Source organism: Enterococcus sp. LJL98, from assembly GCF_054871745.1.
The window spans coordinates 85,878-101,937 of sequence record NZ_JBTXLU010000004.1 but is presented as its reverse complement, the minus strand read 5'-3'; the positions used below and the strand labels follow the sequence as shown (position 1 = coordinate 101,937).

General features: G+C 41.4%; 13 protein-coding genes. 8 read left to right on the top strand and 5 right to left on the bottom strand.

Annotated features, from left to right (window positions below):
- Positions 1-11 precede the first annotated feature (11 nt).
- A complete protein-coding gene (locus ACYSNO_RS04995) occupies positions 12-1,430 on the top strand; it encodes a cation:dicarboxylate symporter family transporter (protein WP_461729981.1) in 1,419 nt (472 codons plus the stop codon).
- A gap of 144 nt (positions 1,431-1,574) precedes the next feature.
- On the opposite strand, the gene ACYSNO_RS04990 is transcribed toward ACYSNO_RS04995, so the two are convergent.
- The gene (locus ACYSNO_RS04990; RefSeq protein ID WP_461729980.1) at positions 1,575-2,336 is read right to left on the bottom strand and encodes a helix-turn-helix transcriptional regulator; all 762 of its coding nucleotides are present in this window, start codon (positions 2,334-2,336) and stop codon (positions 1,575-1,577) included.
- A 464-nt stretch (positions 2,337-2,800) separates the two neighbouring features.
- Between ACYSNO_RS04990 and ACYSNO_RS04985 the strand changes: the two genes are divergently transcribed.
- The 6 genes from ACYSNO_RS04985 to ACYSNO_RS04960 all read left to right on the top strand — a co-directional run bounded on the left by ACYSNO_RS04985 (position 2,801) and on the right by ACYSNO_RS04960 (position 10,610).
- Positions 2,801-4,261, top strand: coding sequence for an arylsulfatase (locus ACYSNO_RS04985; protein ID WP_461729979.1), 1,461 nt, complete (start codon positions 2,801-2,803; stop codon positions 4,259-4,261).
- Position 4,262: 1 nt separating this feature from the next.
- Positions 4,263-5,765, top strand: coding sequence for a sulfatase-like hydrolase/transferase (locus ACYSNO_RS04980; RefSeq protein ID WP_461729978.1), 1,503 nt, complete (start codon positions 4,263-4,265; stop codon positions 5,763-5,765).
- A complete protein-coding gene (locus ACYSNO_RS04975) occupies positions 5,762-6,619 on the top strand; it encodes a formylglycine-generating enzyme family protein (protein ID WP_461729977.1) in 858 nt (285 codons plus the stop codon). The genes ACYSNO_RS04980 and ACYSNO_RS04975 overlap by 4 nt, the downstream gene beginning before the upstream one ends.
- Positions 6,620-6,766: 147 nt before the next feature.
- Entirely contained in the window at positions 6,767-6,973 is a 207-nt protein-coding gene (locus ACYSNO_RS04970) for a heavy-metal-associated domain-containing protein (RefSeq protein WP_461729976.1), read from the top strand.
- 17 nt (positions 6,974-6,990) lie between these two features.
- Positions 6,991-9,459 (top strand): heavy metal translocating P-type ATPase, encoded by a 2,469-nt coding sequence (locus ACYSNO_RS04965; RefSeq protein ID WP_461729975.1) that lies wholly within the window; start codon positions 6,991-6,993, stop codon positions 9,457-9,459.
- A 761-nt stretch (positions 9,460-10,220) separates the two neighbouring features.
- Positions 10,221-10,610 carry a helix-turn-helix domain-containing protein gene (locus ACYSNO_RS04960; RefSeq protein WP_461729974.1) on the top strand — a complete coding sequence of 130 codons (390 nt, stop codon included), beginning with the start codon at positions 10,221-10,223 and terminating at the stop codon, positions 10,608-10,610.
- A gap of 165 nt (positions 10,611-10,775) precedes the next feature.
- Here the strand turns inward: ACYSNO_RS04960 and ACYSNO_RS04955 are convergent, their stop codons facing one another.
- The 4 genes from ACYSNO_RS04955 to ACYSNO_RS04940 form a co-directional block, all read right to left on the bottom strand.
- Positions 10,776-11,552 carry an endonuclease/exonuclease/phosphatase family protein gene (locus ACYSNO_RS04955; RefSeq protein ID WP_461729973.1) on the bottom strand — a complete coding sequence of 259 codons (777 nt, stop codon included), beginning with the start codon at positions 11,550-11,552 and terminating at the stop codon, positions 10,776-10,778.
- A gap of 65 nt (positions 11,553-11,617) precedes the next feature.
- Complete coding sequence (gene mnmM / locus ACYSNO_RS04950) at positions 11,618-12,196, bottom strand: tRNA 5-(aminomethyl)-2-thiouridylate-methyltransferase MnmM (protein ID WP_461729972.1); 579 nt, start codon at positions 12,194-12,196, stop codon at positions 11,618-11,620.
- On the bottom strand, positions 12,190-13,158 hold the full coding sequence (gene mnmL / locus ACYSNO_RS04945; protein WP_461729971.1) for a tRNA modification radical SAM protein MnmL/YtqA: 969 nt from the start codon (positions 13,156-13,158) through the stop codon (positions 12,190-12,192). Before mnmL ends, mnmM begins: the two co-directional genes overlap by 7 nt.
- Before the next feature lie 15 nt (positions 13,159-13,173).
- Positions 13,174-13,824, bottom strand: a complete 651-nt coding sequence (locus tag ACYSNO_RS04940; protein WP_461729970.1) for a phosphatase PAP2 family protein — start codon at positions 13,822-13,824, stop codon at positions 13,174-13,176.
- 178 nt (positions 13,825-14,002) lie between these two features.
- On the opposite strand from ACYSNO_RS04940, the gene ACYSNO_RS04935 reads away from it, so the two are divergent.
- Positions 14,003-16,048 (top strand): muramidase family protein, encoded by a 2,046-nt coding sequence (locus ACYSNO_RS04935; protein ID WP_461729969.1) that lies wholly within the window; start codon positions 14,003-14,005, stop codon positions 16,046-16,048.
- Positions 16,049-16,060 lie beyond the last annotated feature (12 nt).

Sequence of the window (16,060 nt, the reverse complement as noted above, 5' to 3'; positions counted from 1 at the left end):
GAGGAAATCCAATGATTGAAGCACCATTTTTTACGCAATTTTTAAAAATTAGTAATTTTTATACCTTAACTGCTATTATTTTATTAGTGATTGCTTTAGGCGTTTTAAAAGGCTTAAAGGATAAGCGTGTCAGTTTTTCCAAACGAATGATGATTGCTTTAGCGATCGGTTTAGTTTTAGGGGTTGCAATTGACCTCGTTGGAAAATCAAATCCAATGTTTGTTGAATTTGCACGAGGAGAAATCTCTGTCTGGTACGGTTTACTGGGCACAGGGTTTTTAAAACTCGTTCAATTATTAGCGATTCCTGTTGTGTTCTTATCGATTATTCAAGTCGTTGTGAACGTGCAAGGCGATCGGATTAAAAACTTAACGGGTCGGACTTTTGCGACACTTCTTGGAACAACAGCAATCTCAGCGGTTGTCGGGATTGCAGTGGTTAAACTTTACAATTTACAAGGAGCAAGCTTTGCTGGAGACTTAACAGATGCTAAAGCAGACTTCATCGGAAATATTGCCGCTCAGAGTTTCCCGGAATTCTTCTTGAAATTAATTCCAAGTAATATCATTCAAGTCATGGGAGACAATGGTAGTATTGTTTCAGTCGTGATTGTTGCGGCGATGTTTGCCAGTGCCATTCGTTTTTTAAATGTGAAAAAACCAAAAGAAGTCGCACCATTTGTTGAAATGTTAGACTCGTTAAAAGTCACAGTGAATTCCGTTTTAACGAATGTGATTAAAATGATGCCTTACGGAGTTGCAGCGCTTGTTGCCAATACCATTGTTTCAAATGGTGTGGAAGCAATCTTAGGCATGCTCGGTTTTATCGCAGCACTTTATACCGGTGTCATCATTATGTTACTCGTTTATGTTGTGATTTTGCTTGCTGTAGGTGTCAATCCATTGACCTTTTATAAAAAATCATTTACAACGCTACTATTTGCCTTCTCTTCTCGTTCAAGTGTCGGAACACTCCCTTACACATTGAAAACATTACAAGAAGACTTAGGTGTTTCAGGTGAAACTTCAAACTTTGTTGGAACCTTAGCAACTTCTATTGGGATGAATGGCTGTGCGGGTGTTTTCCCGGCAATGTTAGGTACGCTAATTGCAGGGGCGCTAGGAACAGAAATGAATCTTTCATTCTTTGTTCTGGTGGTTGTCGTTGTAACAGTCGGTTCAATCGGAATTGCTGGCGTTCCAGGAACAGCAACGGTTGCTGCAACCGTGACGCTTAATGGGTTAGGTTATGGACACACCATTTCAAGTATTGGTGCCATTTTTGGAATTGACCCCATTATTGATATGGGACGTACAATGTTAAACGTAGCTGGTTCGATGGTGTCAGCGATTGTAGTTGACCGTTGGGATGGCACTTTTAATCGTGAAATTTATGATGCCCCAATGAAAGTGAATACTGAAGACGAATAATGTTTGCCTGTTAAAAAAAATCAAATCGATTCAAAAAAATGATGTGTCCAAAAGGTTTTGCCTTACGCAAACCTAGGACACATCATTTTTTTTGCTTAACCTAGCCAAAGAAAGGTTCAATCGAGCATGAGCGTTGTTTTTTGTTTAAAGCGATTCGTGTTCGACCATTTTGAGATAGCGATAAACACTTGGTTCAGAAATATGAAGGATTTCTGATACGCGCGCGACTGCTCCTTTAATTTGGAAAATTCCTTTTTCGTTTAAATGACGGACCACTTCAACCTTTAGTTCTTTACTGAGTGAGGTTTTTTCTTTGAGTAAATCCGGAGAAACAATGGCGTAAATAATTCCTTCAATTGTTTCGTCTAGGATTTCCGTGCGGTCAATCGTGGCAATTTCTTCAATGATCGTATTGGGGCCGTTTGCTAAGGCTAAAATTTCACGAGAAAGTTCTTCGTAGCGACTGGTATCTTGATTAATACAGAGCATTCCCTGAAGTTCACCGTTTTCTCCTTTAATAAAAAAGGTCGACCCTCTCAATGATTTGCCATCCACGGTTTGCGTTTTATAGTCTGCAACAAAATCTTTCGTTTGATAGATCTCGGACTGGATTAAATTTAAAGCAAATCCTGATAGAGGAGAATCGATTGTCCGTCCACTGACATGGCTATTTTCGATTGCCGCCACATGAAAATTACCCGAATCAAATACATGGAGAATAATTTCATATTGATTTCCAAGCGCACTGCCTAAAAATTTGGTTAAATTCGTATAAAATGATAAGAAATCTTTGTTCATAATTTCCGCTGCCAAAAGTGGATAAAATAGCATGTGTTTTTTTCGTTTCTTTTGTCTAAAATAGGCCCGCTTCTTTTTTAACAAGCGAATCAATCGGTACACAGCCATTGCTATTTTTCTTAGTTATTCTATTTTTTTTGGCGAAACGGTTTCCCCTCCTTTTCTTTCGGTATTTTCGAGCGACGGTGTCATCGACGAAAGTGTTGCTCGAAGATGAATCGTGACATGCCCTCATTCCTTTTGTCTTATTGATGGTTGCTTGGAAATTTGTCGGTAAAAAAGGGGAGGCAAATTTCTCAACAAACATTGAAGTCAAGGGAGTAAGAATCACGTTTCTTTCTTTGTAAAATAAAAGTTTAAAAATGATGAAATATGTTAAAAAAACATGCTTTCTGCTTAAAGAATACCATAAGAAGTCTATGATTTCATTAATATACACCTACAAGAAGTGGTTAAATAAGTAAAAATCTCAAGAGGAAATGGAATTTTTCATCTAAAAAACTAGATTACTCCATTGAAACTCTTTTTTTTCAGTGCTAAGGTAAAAGAAAGTTTTTAGTGAGGAGAAGAAAATGAAAACGAAACCAAATATTATTTTAATGGTCGTCGATCAAATGCGCTATGATGCGCTAGGAGTGAATGGGAATCCAATCATTTCTACCCCCAATTTAGATATGATGGCTGAACGTGGGTATAATTTTAAACAAGCTTATGCGGCAGTGCCGAGCTGTATTCCAGCTCGTGCGGCATTAATGACTGGACTTTCGCAAGTCAATCACGGACGAGTGGGCTATGAAGATGGAGTTCCTTGGACGTATGAGCAAACGCTTGGCACACAATTAAAAAAGGCGGGCTATCAAACCCAAGTTGTCGGTAAAATGCATGTCTATCCTGAGAGAAATCGTTTAGGCTTTGATCATGTTGAATTGCATGATGGTTACTTACATGCCAATCGTCAGCAGAAAAAACCGCATCAAACACAATATGTTGGAAGTGATGACTATTTGCGTTGGTTACGTGAAAAAAAGGGACCAACTGCTGACATTATTGATGATGGACTGGATTGTAATTCTTGGATGGCGCGTCCTTTTATGGAGTCAGAGGACTTGCATCCTACGAATTGGGTAGTGACAAAATCGATTGAATTCTTAGAACGACGCGATCCGACAATGCCTTTCTTTTTAAATATGTCTTTCGTTCGTCCGCACTCACCATTGAATCCGCCACCTTTTTATTATGACATGTATCATGAGTTACGCGCGGAGTTTCCACCAATCTTCATTGGCGAATGGGCGAAATTAATTGGAAAAGATGAAAAATCAGCAGTAGACGCCTTTAAAGGGCAATACAAAAAACATGAACTTGATCGCATGCGGGCCGCCTACTATGGGTTAGTGACACAAATTGATCATCAAATCGGTCGTTTTTTAATCGCCTTAGGGGAACAGGGCTTAACCCAGGAGACCATCCTACTCTTTGTCTCGGATCACGGCGATCAATTAGGCGAACACCATTATTTCCGGAAATCATTACCTTACCAAGGAAGTATTCATCTGCCATTTTTTGTCTATGATCCAGGCAACTATTTAGAGGGGAACCTGCAAGAAATCGAAGAAATTGTTGAATTACGAGATCTTTTGCCAACGATTCTTGATTTTGCGACGGGTGAGGTACCAGATCATGTTGATGGCGTCTCCTTACGTGCTTGTTTGACTGATGCGGATTTTCAAACACGTGCGTATTTACATGGCGAGCATAGTTTTGGGCAAGATTCAAACCAATATATTTTAACGAAAGAATGGAAGTATATTTGGTTTCCAATTCGTGGAGAGGAGCAATTGTTCCATCTGACAAGCGATCCGAATGAATGCGTTGACTTGCATCAAAGTGAAACGGAAAAATGTGCCGCATTGCGCGAAATTTTAATCAAGGAACTTCAACATCGAGAAGAAGGGTTTGTACAGGATGGGCAATTGGTTCCATTGCAACAAACCAAAGTCACACTTGATCTGCTAAAAAGAACGGAGGTATAAAATGAAACAACCGAATATTTTATTTATATTAACCGACCAACAACGCAAAGATACGTTATCAGTCTACGGGGATGTGCCATGTTTTACACCAAATCTTGATCAATTAGCGGAAGAATCAGCGGTCTTTGATGAAGCTTATGCGAGTTGTCCCATTTGCACACCTGCTCGAGCATCGCTTCAAACGGGACTGTATCCGATGCACCATGGGATGATTACAAATTCGTATAATTATGGCAATATGGTTCAAGAATTAGCGGATACTCCCGAGCTATTGAGTCGTCGACTGCTAGACGCTGGTTATCAAGCCGGATTTACGGGCAAGTGGCACTTAGGATCTGGTGTGGAAAATGTGAAAGCCGATGCGTATATTCAAAAGTTCATGGGAGGCATCCAATTTCCAGAATACGAACTAAAAAACGATGCGGTTCCAACCACACGAGGCTATGTGGGGGATGATTTTCCAGGCCATGGGTTTGGCGGGCACTTCTATCCACAATTTCAAACCTATTTAAAAGAAAAAGGCCGCGATTTTAAAATTGAACGTGTAATAAAAGATTTTTATCAACAACATCAAGCGGGAGTGATTACAACCGGGGTCGAATCGACGATTGAACATTATCTTGTTGAACGTGCGACAGAAATCATTGGAGACTTTCAAAAAAAAGACCAACCATGGTACTTCCAACTGAATTTCTGGGGGCCGCATGAGCCCTATTTTGTCCCGGAAGAATTCCTAGCCTTGTACGAGGAAGTCGAAATTCCTGCATGGAAAAATTTTCATGAACAAGGGTCGGCGAAGCCACGCGTTCATGATGTGAAGCGAGGCAATTTTAGGGAATGGTCTGAAATTGAACCCGTTGTCAAACATTATCTTGCCGGAATGACACATATTGATGCACAAATCGGTCGCATGCTTGAGTATTTAAAAGCAAACGATTTATATGATGACACCGTGATTATTTTTAGTTCCGATCATGGAGAGTCGCTAGGAATTCATGACGGGTTATGTGACAAAGCAATTTTCATGTATGAAGAAACCAATAGTATCCCGCTCTTTGTGAAACCTGCCAAAGGACAAACAAAAGAACATATCCGTGAATTTATTAATACATGTGACATCTACTCCACAATCTTAGATTATGCGGGTGTCGATCGAGTGACCAGAGAACGAGATGGGCAATCGATTCGTCCGTTGATTGAAAAGGAACCAATCGATTGGCCAGATACAGTCGTGACTGAGTGTTCGGGTATTGGGAGTATCTTGTTTTCCCAACGAATGATTCGTAAAGGGACTTGGAAATATGTGTTTAATTGTGGCGATATTGATGAATTGTATGACTTAGCAACGGATCCTTATGAGCTTGATAATAAGATTGACCAGTTGACGTATCAAAAACAACAAACAGAGATGCGTCAAGCCTTACACGATTGGATGAAACAGCACCAAGACAATCTTATTTTTGAATATGAAGCGTTGAGAATGCGTAAGGAGGTCATCGGATGATTCGGATTCCCAGTGGCACTTATGAAATTGGTACAAATGGATTGGATGGTTTTACTGGCGATATGGAAGGACCGAAAGTCTCAGTCACCCTTCCAGAATTTTTTATTGCGGCAACACCCGTAACTAATGCCGAGTTTGCGAAGTTTGTTGCTGCAACAAATTACGTCACTGAGTCAGAAACCTTTGGCTGGTCCTTTGTTTTTGATTATTTTCTCCAAACCTTAGATCCAAAGTATCAACAGACTGTTCCACATCTCAAATGGTGGAAGGGGGTGCAAGGAGCCAATTGGCGACACCCGGAAGGTCCGGGGTCAACGATTACCGACCGTCTCGATCATCCAGTAGTTCACGTCTCACGTAATGATGCCATTGCTTACTGTCAATGGGCAGGGCTTCGCTTACCAACTGAAGCCGAGTGGGAAATCGCAGCGAAAGGTGGAACCACTTTTGAGCGTTATCCTTGGGGAGAGGACTTGCTAGAAGGTGGACAGCACCACTGTAATATTTGGCAAGGCAACTTTCCCATTGAAAATACACTGGAAGATGGTTATGCCAATACTGCCCCTGTGCATACATTTGAACCAAATGGCTATGGTCTTTATCAAGTGATTGGGAATGTCTGGGAATGGTGTGTCAATCCAAGAGGGATCCCATTGCGTGCGTTTAATCAAACGAGCGGAACAACCTTTTGGCAACAATTTCAAGGAAAAGACGATGAGGCTTATGCGATTCGTGGCGGCTCTTTTTTATGCCACGCTTCCTATTGTAAAAGGTATCGCATTGCAGCTCGAAACGGCAATACCGGCATGTCTGCCAGTAACAATATGGGCTTTCGTTGTGTGAGGGAGAAATAATTTTAAAAGTGTTTCTTTAGAAAAATTTGATTCTAAAGAGGCACTTTTTTTCTTTTTTAAGTGCAAGCGATTGACAATTCCTCCCTTGACCTTTATAGTAAAAGTATCGATGGATTACATATGTAAACGAAGGGGAGGAAACAAAAAATGAAAGAAAAAAGTTATCGCATTGAAAAAATGAAGTGTGCCGGCTGTGTCAATAATATAGTGAGTGCTTTAGAAGCTCTCAATGGTCTCACGAACGTGGAAACGAACCTCGCTGAAAAAAAGGTGTCCATTCAATTTGATGAACAACAAGTAGGAAGAAATCAAATCGAAGAGAAACTAAAAGAAATTGGTTACCCAGTCAGTTAAAGGAAGGAAAGGATAAAATGAAAAAAGAAACGTACGCAGTTGAAGGCATGTCGTGTTCTTCTTGCGCTCAAACTGTTGAAAAAACGGTTCAAAAATTAGCCGGTGTTCGTCAAGCAAGTGTGAACTTAGCCACGGAAAAACTCACGGTCTCTTATGATGAAGCGGTCTTGAATGACGAAACGATTCGTGAAGCCGTTCATCAGGCAGGCTATGAAGTCCGTCATAACGATCAAACGATGACTTTTATAATCGAGGGGATGACCTGTTCGTCTTGTGCCCAAACGATAGAAAAAGCTGTCCAAAACTTAGATGGTATGACCCAGGCCTCTGTGAACTTAGCGACAGAAAGAATGTTGGTGACTTTTGATCCTACGCAACTTCAAGCTTCTGCGATCATGACAGCGGTTGAAAAAGCGGGATATCACGCTAAGATTTTAACTACTGGTCAGGATGAAGCAGAAATTTCCGCCGGGAAAAAAGCCCAGAAAATAAAAGAACTGTGGCATCGCTTCATTGGATCAGCAATTTTTGCGGTTCCGTTACTCTACTTAGCCATGGGCGAAATGGTCGGACTGCCAATCCCAACATTTTTAAGTCCAATGGTAGGTTGGCGGAATGCGATGACTTTTGCATCGTTGCAATTGATTTTAACCTTGCCGGTCATGTATTTTGGTCGCAGTTTCTTCCAAGGTGGTTTTAAAGCACTCTTTAGAGGACATCCGAATATGGATTCGCTCGTGGCTTTAGGAACGAGTGCCGCCTTTTTATATAGCGTTTATAGTACGGTTGTGGTCTACCAAGGCGATGTTCACGCGGCAATGAACTTATATTATGAATCCGCTGCAGTCATCTTAACCTTAATTACTTTAGGGAAATATTTTGAAGAAGTTTCAAAAGGGAAAACTTCAGAAGCCATTAAGAAATTAATGGGGCTTGCTCCTAAAACCGCGCGAGTCATGCGTAACGATCAAGAAGTTGAAATTGCGATTGAAGAAGTCCAAACCGGAGACGTCGTTGTCGTTCGTCCTGGTGAAAAAATTCCAGTAGATGGCGTCATTGTCGAAGGGCATTCTGCGATTGATGAATCGATGTTAACTGGGGAAAGTCTACCCGTCGAGAAAAAAGTCAAAGACACGGTTGTCGGTGCAAGCATGAATAAGACGGGTTCTTTTAAATTTAAAGCAACGAAAGTAGGCCAAGACACGACACTATCACAAATTATTCATTTAGTTGAAGAGGCGCAAGGTTCAAAAGCGCCGATTGCCCAACTTGCAGATAAGGTTTCAGGAATCTTTGTTCCAATCGTGATTGTCCTTGCGCTTTTAGCAGGAGGTGCTTGGTTCTTCTTAGGTCAGGAGTCGTGGGTCTTTGCCCTGACGATTACCATTTCTGTCTTAGTCATTGCTTGTCCATGTGCGCTTGGCTTAGCGACACCGACAGCGATTATGGTGGGGACAGGTAAAGGTGCAGAAAATGGCGTATTAATTAAGAGTGGCGATGCGTTAGAAACGACCCATAAAGTTCAAACGATTGTATTCGATAAGACAGGAACCATTACGGAAGGAAAACCCGTGGTAACGGACCTCTTAACCTATAATGGAATGGAAAAAGAACAAGTGTTAGCTTTAGCAGCTGCCGCTGAAACGGGATCTGAACACCCCCTTGGTCAGGCAATCATCGAGGCTGCGAAAGAAAAAGGCTTAACCTTACCCAATGTGCGTCATTTTCATGCGATTCCTGGACACGGGATTGAAGTCGAAGTGTCAGGTAAAACCTTGCTGTTAGGCAATCAAAAATTAATGGTGGAACGTCAAATTGCACTCACGACAGAAGTTGCGGAGGCTCAAGCGTTAGCGTCTGATGGAAAAACACCGATGTATATTGCTTATGAAGGGCAACTGATTGGTGTGATTGCTGTCGCAGATACCGTGAAAGCAAGTAGCCAAGCAGCGATTGCTCGCTTGCATCAAATGGGGTTAGAAGTGGCGATGATTACGGGAGATAACCACCAAACAGCGCAGGCAATTGCGAAGCAAGTAGGGATTGACCGCGTGTTTAGCGAAGTCTTGCCAGAAGATAAGGCCCATGAAGTCAAACGACTCCAAAAAGAAGGAAGAACGGTTGCGATGGTTGGTGATGGGATTAATGATGCCCCTGCTTTAGCTCAAGCGGATGTCGGCATTGCGATCGGCTCAGGAACAGACGTGGCGATTGAATCTGCGGATATTGTTCTAATGCGGGGCGATTTAAACGACGTGCCAACAGCAATTGAATTAAGTCGGGCGACGATTAAAAATATTCGAGAGAACTTATTTTGGGCCTTTGCTTATAACGTATTAGGTATCCCAGTAGCAATGGGGGTGTTGCACCTCTTTGGCGGTCCTTTGTTAAGTCCGATGTTTGCGGGTGCTGCGATGAGTTTTAGCTCGATCTCAGTCGTATTAAATGCGTTAAGATTAAAACGATTCAAACCAAAAGCACTTTAAAAGCCGCAGCAAAAAGAAGGGATGACAAAAGTGATTTTGCTTTGAGGAGCTAGAGGGGGAATTTTTGAAAAGGTAGATTTTTGTTACCTGTTTATCCGTCAAACATTCGTAAAATATCAAAGGGGCTGTGACAAAAGTTACAGTCCCTTTTGGTTGCTATTGCAGTTATAAAAGTGGAATGATTAAGTGTTGTTCAAGTTTCCTTTTAACGACTATCCATTTTCCAAGTATTCCTTTAAAACGATAACAAAGGAGAAAGAAAGTAGGGATTCGATAGGGGACGATGGTATTTTATATGATCCTTTTAGGTATTGTATTATTAGTTGTTGATTTAAGAAATAAGGATGTTACACGTTCAACGAAAATTGTAACGATGTCACTGATTATTGGAACACTGTTCATTTGCTTAGGATTGTTTTTGTTTTTACCTGGAAGTTCTTCAATATTGAACCAACTTTTTTAGACCTAATGTATGACAATGTAAGTGATGTTAACTCATAACGTTTTAAATAACCTTTCCAGAAAATATAAAAGGCCCCTTTTTGAGGGCTCTTTTACTCGTCATAAAATCAGTTACGTGAACGGATGATTCAAGTGAAAAACGAGGCAATGGTACAAATGTGTTTTTTGAGCAGAACAGAATCGATTCGATAAAACGGCGACCTCTACAAGACGTAGAGTGAGTAGACTGGTAATTCTACAAGTCTAAGGTATGCTAACGAAAGCGTATGCGAGAGAATAAAAATAAGGAGGTCCATTCAATGGATATTGGGAGTAGGATAAAAACATTTAGAAGGAATAATCATTTGACTCAGAAAGAATTAGGAGAACAACTGAATGTATCGGATAAAACGATTTCTAGTTGGGAAACGGGTAGGACGTATCCAGATATCTCAACGATTATCGAAATGTCGAATCGATTCAACCTCTCCCTAGACGAATTCTTGAAAGGGGATAAAGAAACGGTGAAAAAAATAGATGACGATTTAAAAAAAGGACGCAGTTTTAAAAAAATAATATTGGTCGGCGTCTTCCTTTTTGTTGTGTTGTTCACAACTGTTAATCTTATTTATTATCAAAAGACGAAAATATACAGAGAACAATATGCAGAGTACATTAAAAAGCAAGAAGGTCTTCAAACTGGAAAATAAAAGGCGATTTTGTTCCTCTATCCAAGAAATTGCCTTGCAAAAGAATGGTCGGAATGATTTTTGTCAGTTAAAGAAAAAAGAATCAACACTTGGTTTTCTAAAGGCAAGTGTTGATTCTTTTTGTTTTGTCTCCATGTTAAATAAGAATAGGCATCCTAAGATTCGTTAAATACTCAATGACGCTTCAACTGGGAAATGGTCAGAAGGGAAGCGTTGATCGCAACTATAGGTTAAGGTACCAACTTTTTTGACCTGAATGGTTGGAGAGACAAAGATGAAATCAATTTCAACTAATTCCTCCCAAGGACAATTGTAATGAAATTCTTGGAAGGTGCCTTTTGGTCCGTAAACGAAAGCGCCTGGCATTTGACGAGCATCTGTCAGATGTTGATTTAATTGTTGGTAAGCTTCTTCATCTGGCGTTGCATTAAAGTCTCCTACGAGAATGATTGGCTGGTCCTTAAAGTGTGCCAAACCTTCAGCAAGAATGACATTGGTTCCAAGAACGCGTGCTTTTTCGGATTCGTGGTCTAGGTGTGTATCGGCAAAGACAAAGGTTTTTCCTGAAAGTTTCTCTTTAAATAAGCCGCAAACACATAAGCGATGGCAACCTGCTTCAGGGTGAATACTTGGAACATTGGGTGTTTCAGAAAGCCAAAAAATTTTTTCCTCCAGTAATTCAAAACGTTCTTTTTTATAAAAAATTCCATTGTACTCGCCAGTGTTTTTTCCATCTTCACGAGCAGTCCCTATGAAGGCGTACTCGGTGAGTGCTTCAAAGTCTGTTAGTTGATGAGGCAACACTTCTTGAACACCAAATAAGTCCCAATCGCAATAGCGAATCAGGTCAAGGACGTGAGAACGTCGGTTGGTCCATGACCAATCCCCATCTTCCCAAGCATCCATACGAATATTATAAGTAGCGACAGTAATTTCATTCATGATGTAATCCCTTTCTGTTTTTGTTTACGTTCTCATTTTGCCTCAAAAAAAAGCCTGAATCAAGCTTATTTTCGCGATTCGGGCTTTTTTTCAATGCAAAACAAAATGGGGGGCTGATTTTTTTGATTGATAAATTGATAGTTCAATACATTGTAAGTGTCTTGTGGCAATTGCTCGCAATATTGACGAATGTGGGTCAATTCCTGCGTGCCGCCTTCGTGCCCGTAATAGGCAACAATGACGATACGACCACGTGGAGCTAAGCGAAGCAATAAGGCGTCTAATGCTTTTTTGGTTGTTTGAGGCAAGGTGATAATCGCTTTATCACTTTGTGGGAGGTAACCGAGGTTGAAAACGGCTGCTTTCACCAAGAGGTCGGTAGGCAAATAAAAATCCAAATTTTCGTGCCCATCAAAAACGAGTTGGACGCGTTGTTCCCAGGGGGTTCCGTAGAGGCGCTCTTTCGTTTTTTCAATGGCTTGAGCCTGGATATCAAAGGCATAAACAAAGCCGGTCTTGCCAACGAGCTCAGCCAAAAGTAAGGTGTCATTCCCATTTCCCATTGTGGCATCAACGGCAATGTCTCCTGGCTGTAAAATATCGGTTAGTAGTTGACGGCTGTAATGGAGTGCGGTTTTTAACATGGCGATTCTCCTTTGTGTCGGACGTTAAATTTCCCTTGGTATGACTGGCGTCGAAGTAATTCTTGATCGATCCCGTTTAACACTTCCCATTTATTCAAACTCCACATCGGTCCCACCAGAGTTTCTCGGGGAGCGTCACCAGTTAAGCGATGGATAATGATTTCTTTTGGAATCATTTCAAGTTGATTACAGACGATTTCGGTATAAGCTTGTTGTGTAAGAAGTTGTAGGCCCCCCATGTGATAATCTCGGAGCATACGCGTGTTACGCATTAAGTGAAGTAAGTGAATTTTGATTCCTTGAATATCACTATCGAGAATCGTTCGACGGACATTTTCTTCCATCATTTCAGGTGTTTCTCCTGGTAGCCCATTAATCAGATGGGTACAAACACGAATGTGATGACGACGCAATTTCTGTACGCCTTCAAGATACGTTTCGTAGTCATGCGCACGGTTAATTCGTTGACTAGTCGATTCAAAAGTCGTTTGCAGACCAAGTTCCACCCACAAATACAAACGTTCGTTTAGTTCAGCGAGATAGTCGACAACCTCATCTGGTAGACAATCGGGTCGTGTGCCGATTGCTAGACCAACAACCCCGGGTAAGTTGACGACTTGCTCAAAGCGTTCCTTAATGACAGCGACTGGTGCATGTGTATTTGTGAAGTTTTGGAAATAGACAATGTATTGTTTGACTCCTGGCCATTTGCGGTGGCGCATCTCGATTTCTTTGGTAAATTGGACAGGGATGGGGTCTTCCGGTGCGACGATCATATCTCCCGAACCAGAGACGCTACAAAAAGTACACCCGCCATGTGCAACGGTCCCATCACGGTTGGGGCAATCAAAACCACCATCAATGGGGACTTTGAAAATTTTATCGCCAAAAGTTTGTCGCAAGGCATAGTTCCAAGAGTGGTAACGTTTTGTCGGATCTTCTGTAAAAGGAAAGGGATTCATGGGACACCTCTTTTTTTAGTTTTGTTTGTTTTTAAAGCGCCAAATAAAGCGTTGTTTCTCATAAATGGGGTAAGTCAACAATAGCCAACCCAAGCTGAGTGTATATCCTCCGAGGATGTCCGTTGGATAGTGGACGCCCAGATAAATGCGACTACAACCGATTGCTAGAATGATAAGAACGAGTAGACCTTGTAAAAAAAGACGGATTGGTTGCTTATGCAAAAGGTTTGGTAACAATAAGATTAAAGCACCGTAAAAAACCATACTACTTGCTGCATGCCCGCTAGGAAAACTATGACTGTGTTCCGTCACTAGGTGTGTCAAATCCGGGCGTGGACGGGCAAAAAAAAGTTTAAAAAGTGGATTGAAAAGGCCGGCAATTAGCACCATGCCACTACTTAACCATAAAACTTCCGCGTATTGCTTTCCATAAAGGAGCACCATGCTAATGGCCAAAAACAGCAGTATGATCGGCAAGGGATTGGCAAATTGAGTAATCCATAAGAAAAACGATTGGAAATTCGGTCGCGCCTGATACAAAGGTGTTGTAAAAAAAGTATCAAAGCGATGGAACCATTGCGGATAAAACTTGACAACATAGCCCAAAAAAGCAAAGACTAAGAGGCTACAACTACCTGCAAATTGATAATAAAGTTTCTGTTTCATCTCACTACTCCTTCTCTTAAAATCTTGTTTTAGTATACAATAGAACAGAAATTACGCAAGGTGAAGTATTACATCTATATTACAGTTCATTAAAAGACACGATTAAACTTTTATTAAGAAAAAAGAACAGGTATACTTAAAAGCATGAATGTATTCACACAATATCGGAGGTCAGAAAATGGAAAAGTCTTTGTCACGAAAAGAGCGTCGTAAAATGGAAGAGCAACGTGTTTTTTATCGTCACATGAAAAAAAGTGCAGCTGTTCTAGGAACAACGGTCACAGCAATTTCAGTCGTTGCCCCACTTGCACCAATTGCTACCGTTTTTGCGGATGAAACAGATGGGACCATCCAATCAATGAGTTCAGATCCGATTGATACGACAGAAGAAGTAGCCGACTCAAGTACGGCAATGGAAGAAACAACGGAAACGGTTGAAGTCGATCCTTCTGAGGCACCAGAATTTTCAGAGGGAATGGAAGAAGAAGTTCAACCAAGTGCGCCGGAAGTGGAAGTTTCGGAAGAAGAAGTGCCAGCTGTAGTCGAAAAGGAAACAGAACAAAACGATGAAGTGAAAGAGCCAGCAGCTTTACCTTTTGCAAATCCGCTGATGCGCGCGAGTGCCAGCTATGTGGATCCGCAAGCCTTCATTAATGAAGTTTCGATTCATGCGCAACCAATTGCAAATGCCAATGATTTATATGCTTCAGTGATGATTGCACAAGCGATTATTGAAAGTGGCTGGGGACGAAGCACACTTTCACAAGCACCGAATTATAATCTATTTGGTATCAAAGGAAGTTATCAAGGTCAGACGGTTTACATGAGTACGCAAGAATACTTAAATGGACAATGGGTCGTTAAGAATGAACCGTTTCGCAAATATCCATCATTTGCTGAATCTTTTGCAGACAATGCAGCGACTTTGAGAAACGTCTCGTTTCAAGCAGGGGTTTATTTTTATTCAGGTGCTTGGAAGAGCAATACGAATAGCTACCGCGATGCAACTGCTTGGTTGACCGGCCGTTATGCAACCGATCCAGGATATGCAGGGAAATTAAATGGTGTGATTGAAACATACAATCTAACACGCTTTGATTCGCCGGCAACGGGAAATGGTGGCGGACAAGGCAACCAAAACACAGGGAACAACAGTGAAAGTAATCAAGAAAATAATCAAGCGACGGGACAAGAAAAAACCTATACGGTAAAATCAGGCGATTCGGTTTGGTTGATTGCCAATAATCATGGGATTACGATGGATCAGCTTCGTAGCTGGAATAACCTTAAAGGGGACTTGATTCATCCGGGGCAAAAACTGATTGTCAGTCAATCCGGTCAAACAACACCGAAGCCAGAAACACCCAAACCGGAAACGCCTAAACCAGAGACACCGAAACCACCAACCAATAGCAGTGCAAAAACGTATACGGTGAAATCAGGCGACTCCGTTTGGTTGATTGCTAATAATCATGGAATTACGATGGATCAGCTTCGTAGCTGGAATAACCTTAAAGGAGACTTGATTCATCCAGGGCAAAAACTGGTGGTGAGTCAATCGGGTCAAACAACGCCGAAGCCAGAAACACCCAAACCGGAAACGCCCAAACCAGAGACACCGAAACCACCGACAAATAGTAGTGCAAAAACGTATACGGTGAAATCCGGCGATTCGGTTTGGTTGATTGCCAATAATCATGGAATTACGATGGATCAGCTTCGTAGTTGGAATAACCTGAAGGGTGATTTAATTCATCCGGGACAAAAACTAGTGGTGAGTCAATCAAGCACAGGTGGCACGAATACTCAGCCGACACCGCCAGCGAATAACAATCATCAAGCAAATACGCCAAAACCGTCCACTCCAAGTACGAGTCAACAGTACTACACAGTGAAACCCGGGGATTCGGTTTGGTTGATTGCCAATAATCATGGGATTACGATGGATCAACTTCGTAGCTGGAACAACCTTAAAGGCGATTTGATTCACCCAAATCAAAAAATTATTGTCAAAAAAGGAACGACCAGTACGGCAGCCAGCAATTCCACTAGTGGGAATCAAACAACAACGACTGGGAACCAACAAGCGACACACAAAATCGTTAGTGGGGATAGTTTATGGGCTTTGGCACAAAAATACGGTGTATCGGTTGCGAAGCTCAAAAGCTTGAACCATTTGACTTCGGATACGATTTATGTTGGACAAACCTTGAAAGTACGTTAAAACACTTGAAAG

Excerpts from the sequence above, each read along its gene's own strand:
- ACYSNO_RS04965 (WP_461729975.1), top strand. The coding sequence starts at position 6,991 with ATGAAAAAAGAAACGTACGCAGTTGAAGGCATGTCGTGTTCTTCTTGC.
- ACYSNO_RS04970 (WP_461729976.1), top strand. The coding sequence starts at position 6,767 with ATGAAAGAAAAAAGTTATCGCATTGAAAAAATGAAGTGTGCCGGCTGT.
- ACYSNO_RS04995 (WP_461729981.1), top strand. The coding sequence starts at position 12 with ATGATTGAAGCACCATTTTTTACGCAATTTTTAAAAATTAGTAATTTT.
- ACYSNO_RS04980 (WP_461729978.1), top strand. The coding sequence starts at position 4,263 with ATGAAACAACCGAATATTTTATTTATATTAACCGACCAACAACGCAAA.
- ACYSNO_RS04960 (WP_461729974.1), top strand. The coding sequence starts at position 10,221 with ATGGATATTGGGAGTAGGATAAAAACATTTAGAAGGAATAATCATTTG.
- ACYSNO_RS04990 (WP_461729980.1), bottom strand. The coding sequence starts at position 2,336 with ATGGCTGTGTACCGATTGATTCGCTTGTTAAAAAAGAAGCGGGCCTAT.
- ACYSNO_RS04935 (WP_461729969.1), top strand. The coding sequence starts at position 14,003 with ATGGAAAAGTCTTTGTCACGAAAAGAGCGTCGTAAAATGGAAGAGCAA.
- ACYSNO_RS04955 (WP_461729973.1), bottom strand. The coding sequence starts at position 11,552 with ATGAATGAAATTACTGTCGCTACTTATAATATTCGTATGGATGCTTGG.
- ACYSNO_RS04985 (WP_461729979.1), top strand. The coding sequence starts at position 2,801 with ATGAAAACGAAACCAAATATTATTTTAATGGTCGTCGATCAAATGCGC.
- mnmL (WP_461729971.1), bottom strand. The coding sequence starts at position 13,158 with ATGAATCCCTTTCCTTTTACAGAAGATCCGACAAAACGTTACCACTCT.
- mnmM (WP_461729972.1), bottom strand. The coding sequence starts at position 12,196 with ATGTTAAAAACCGCACTCCATTACAGCCGTCAACTACTAACCGATATT.
- ACYSNO_RS04940 (WP_461729970.1), bottom strand. The coding sequence starts at position 13,824 with ATGAAACAGAAACTTTATTATCAATTTGCAGGTAGTTGTAGCCTCTTA.
- ACYSNO_RS04975 (WP_461729977.1), top strand. The coding sequence starts at position 5,762 with ATGATTCGGATTCCCAGTGGCACTTATGAAATTGGTACAAATGGATTG.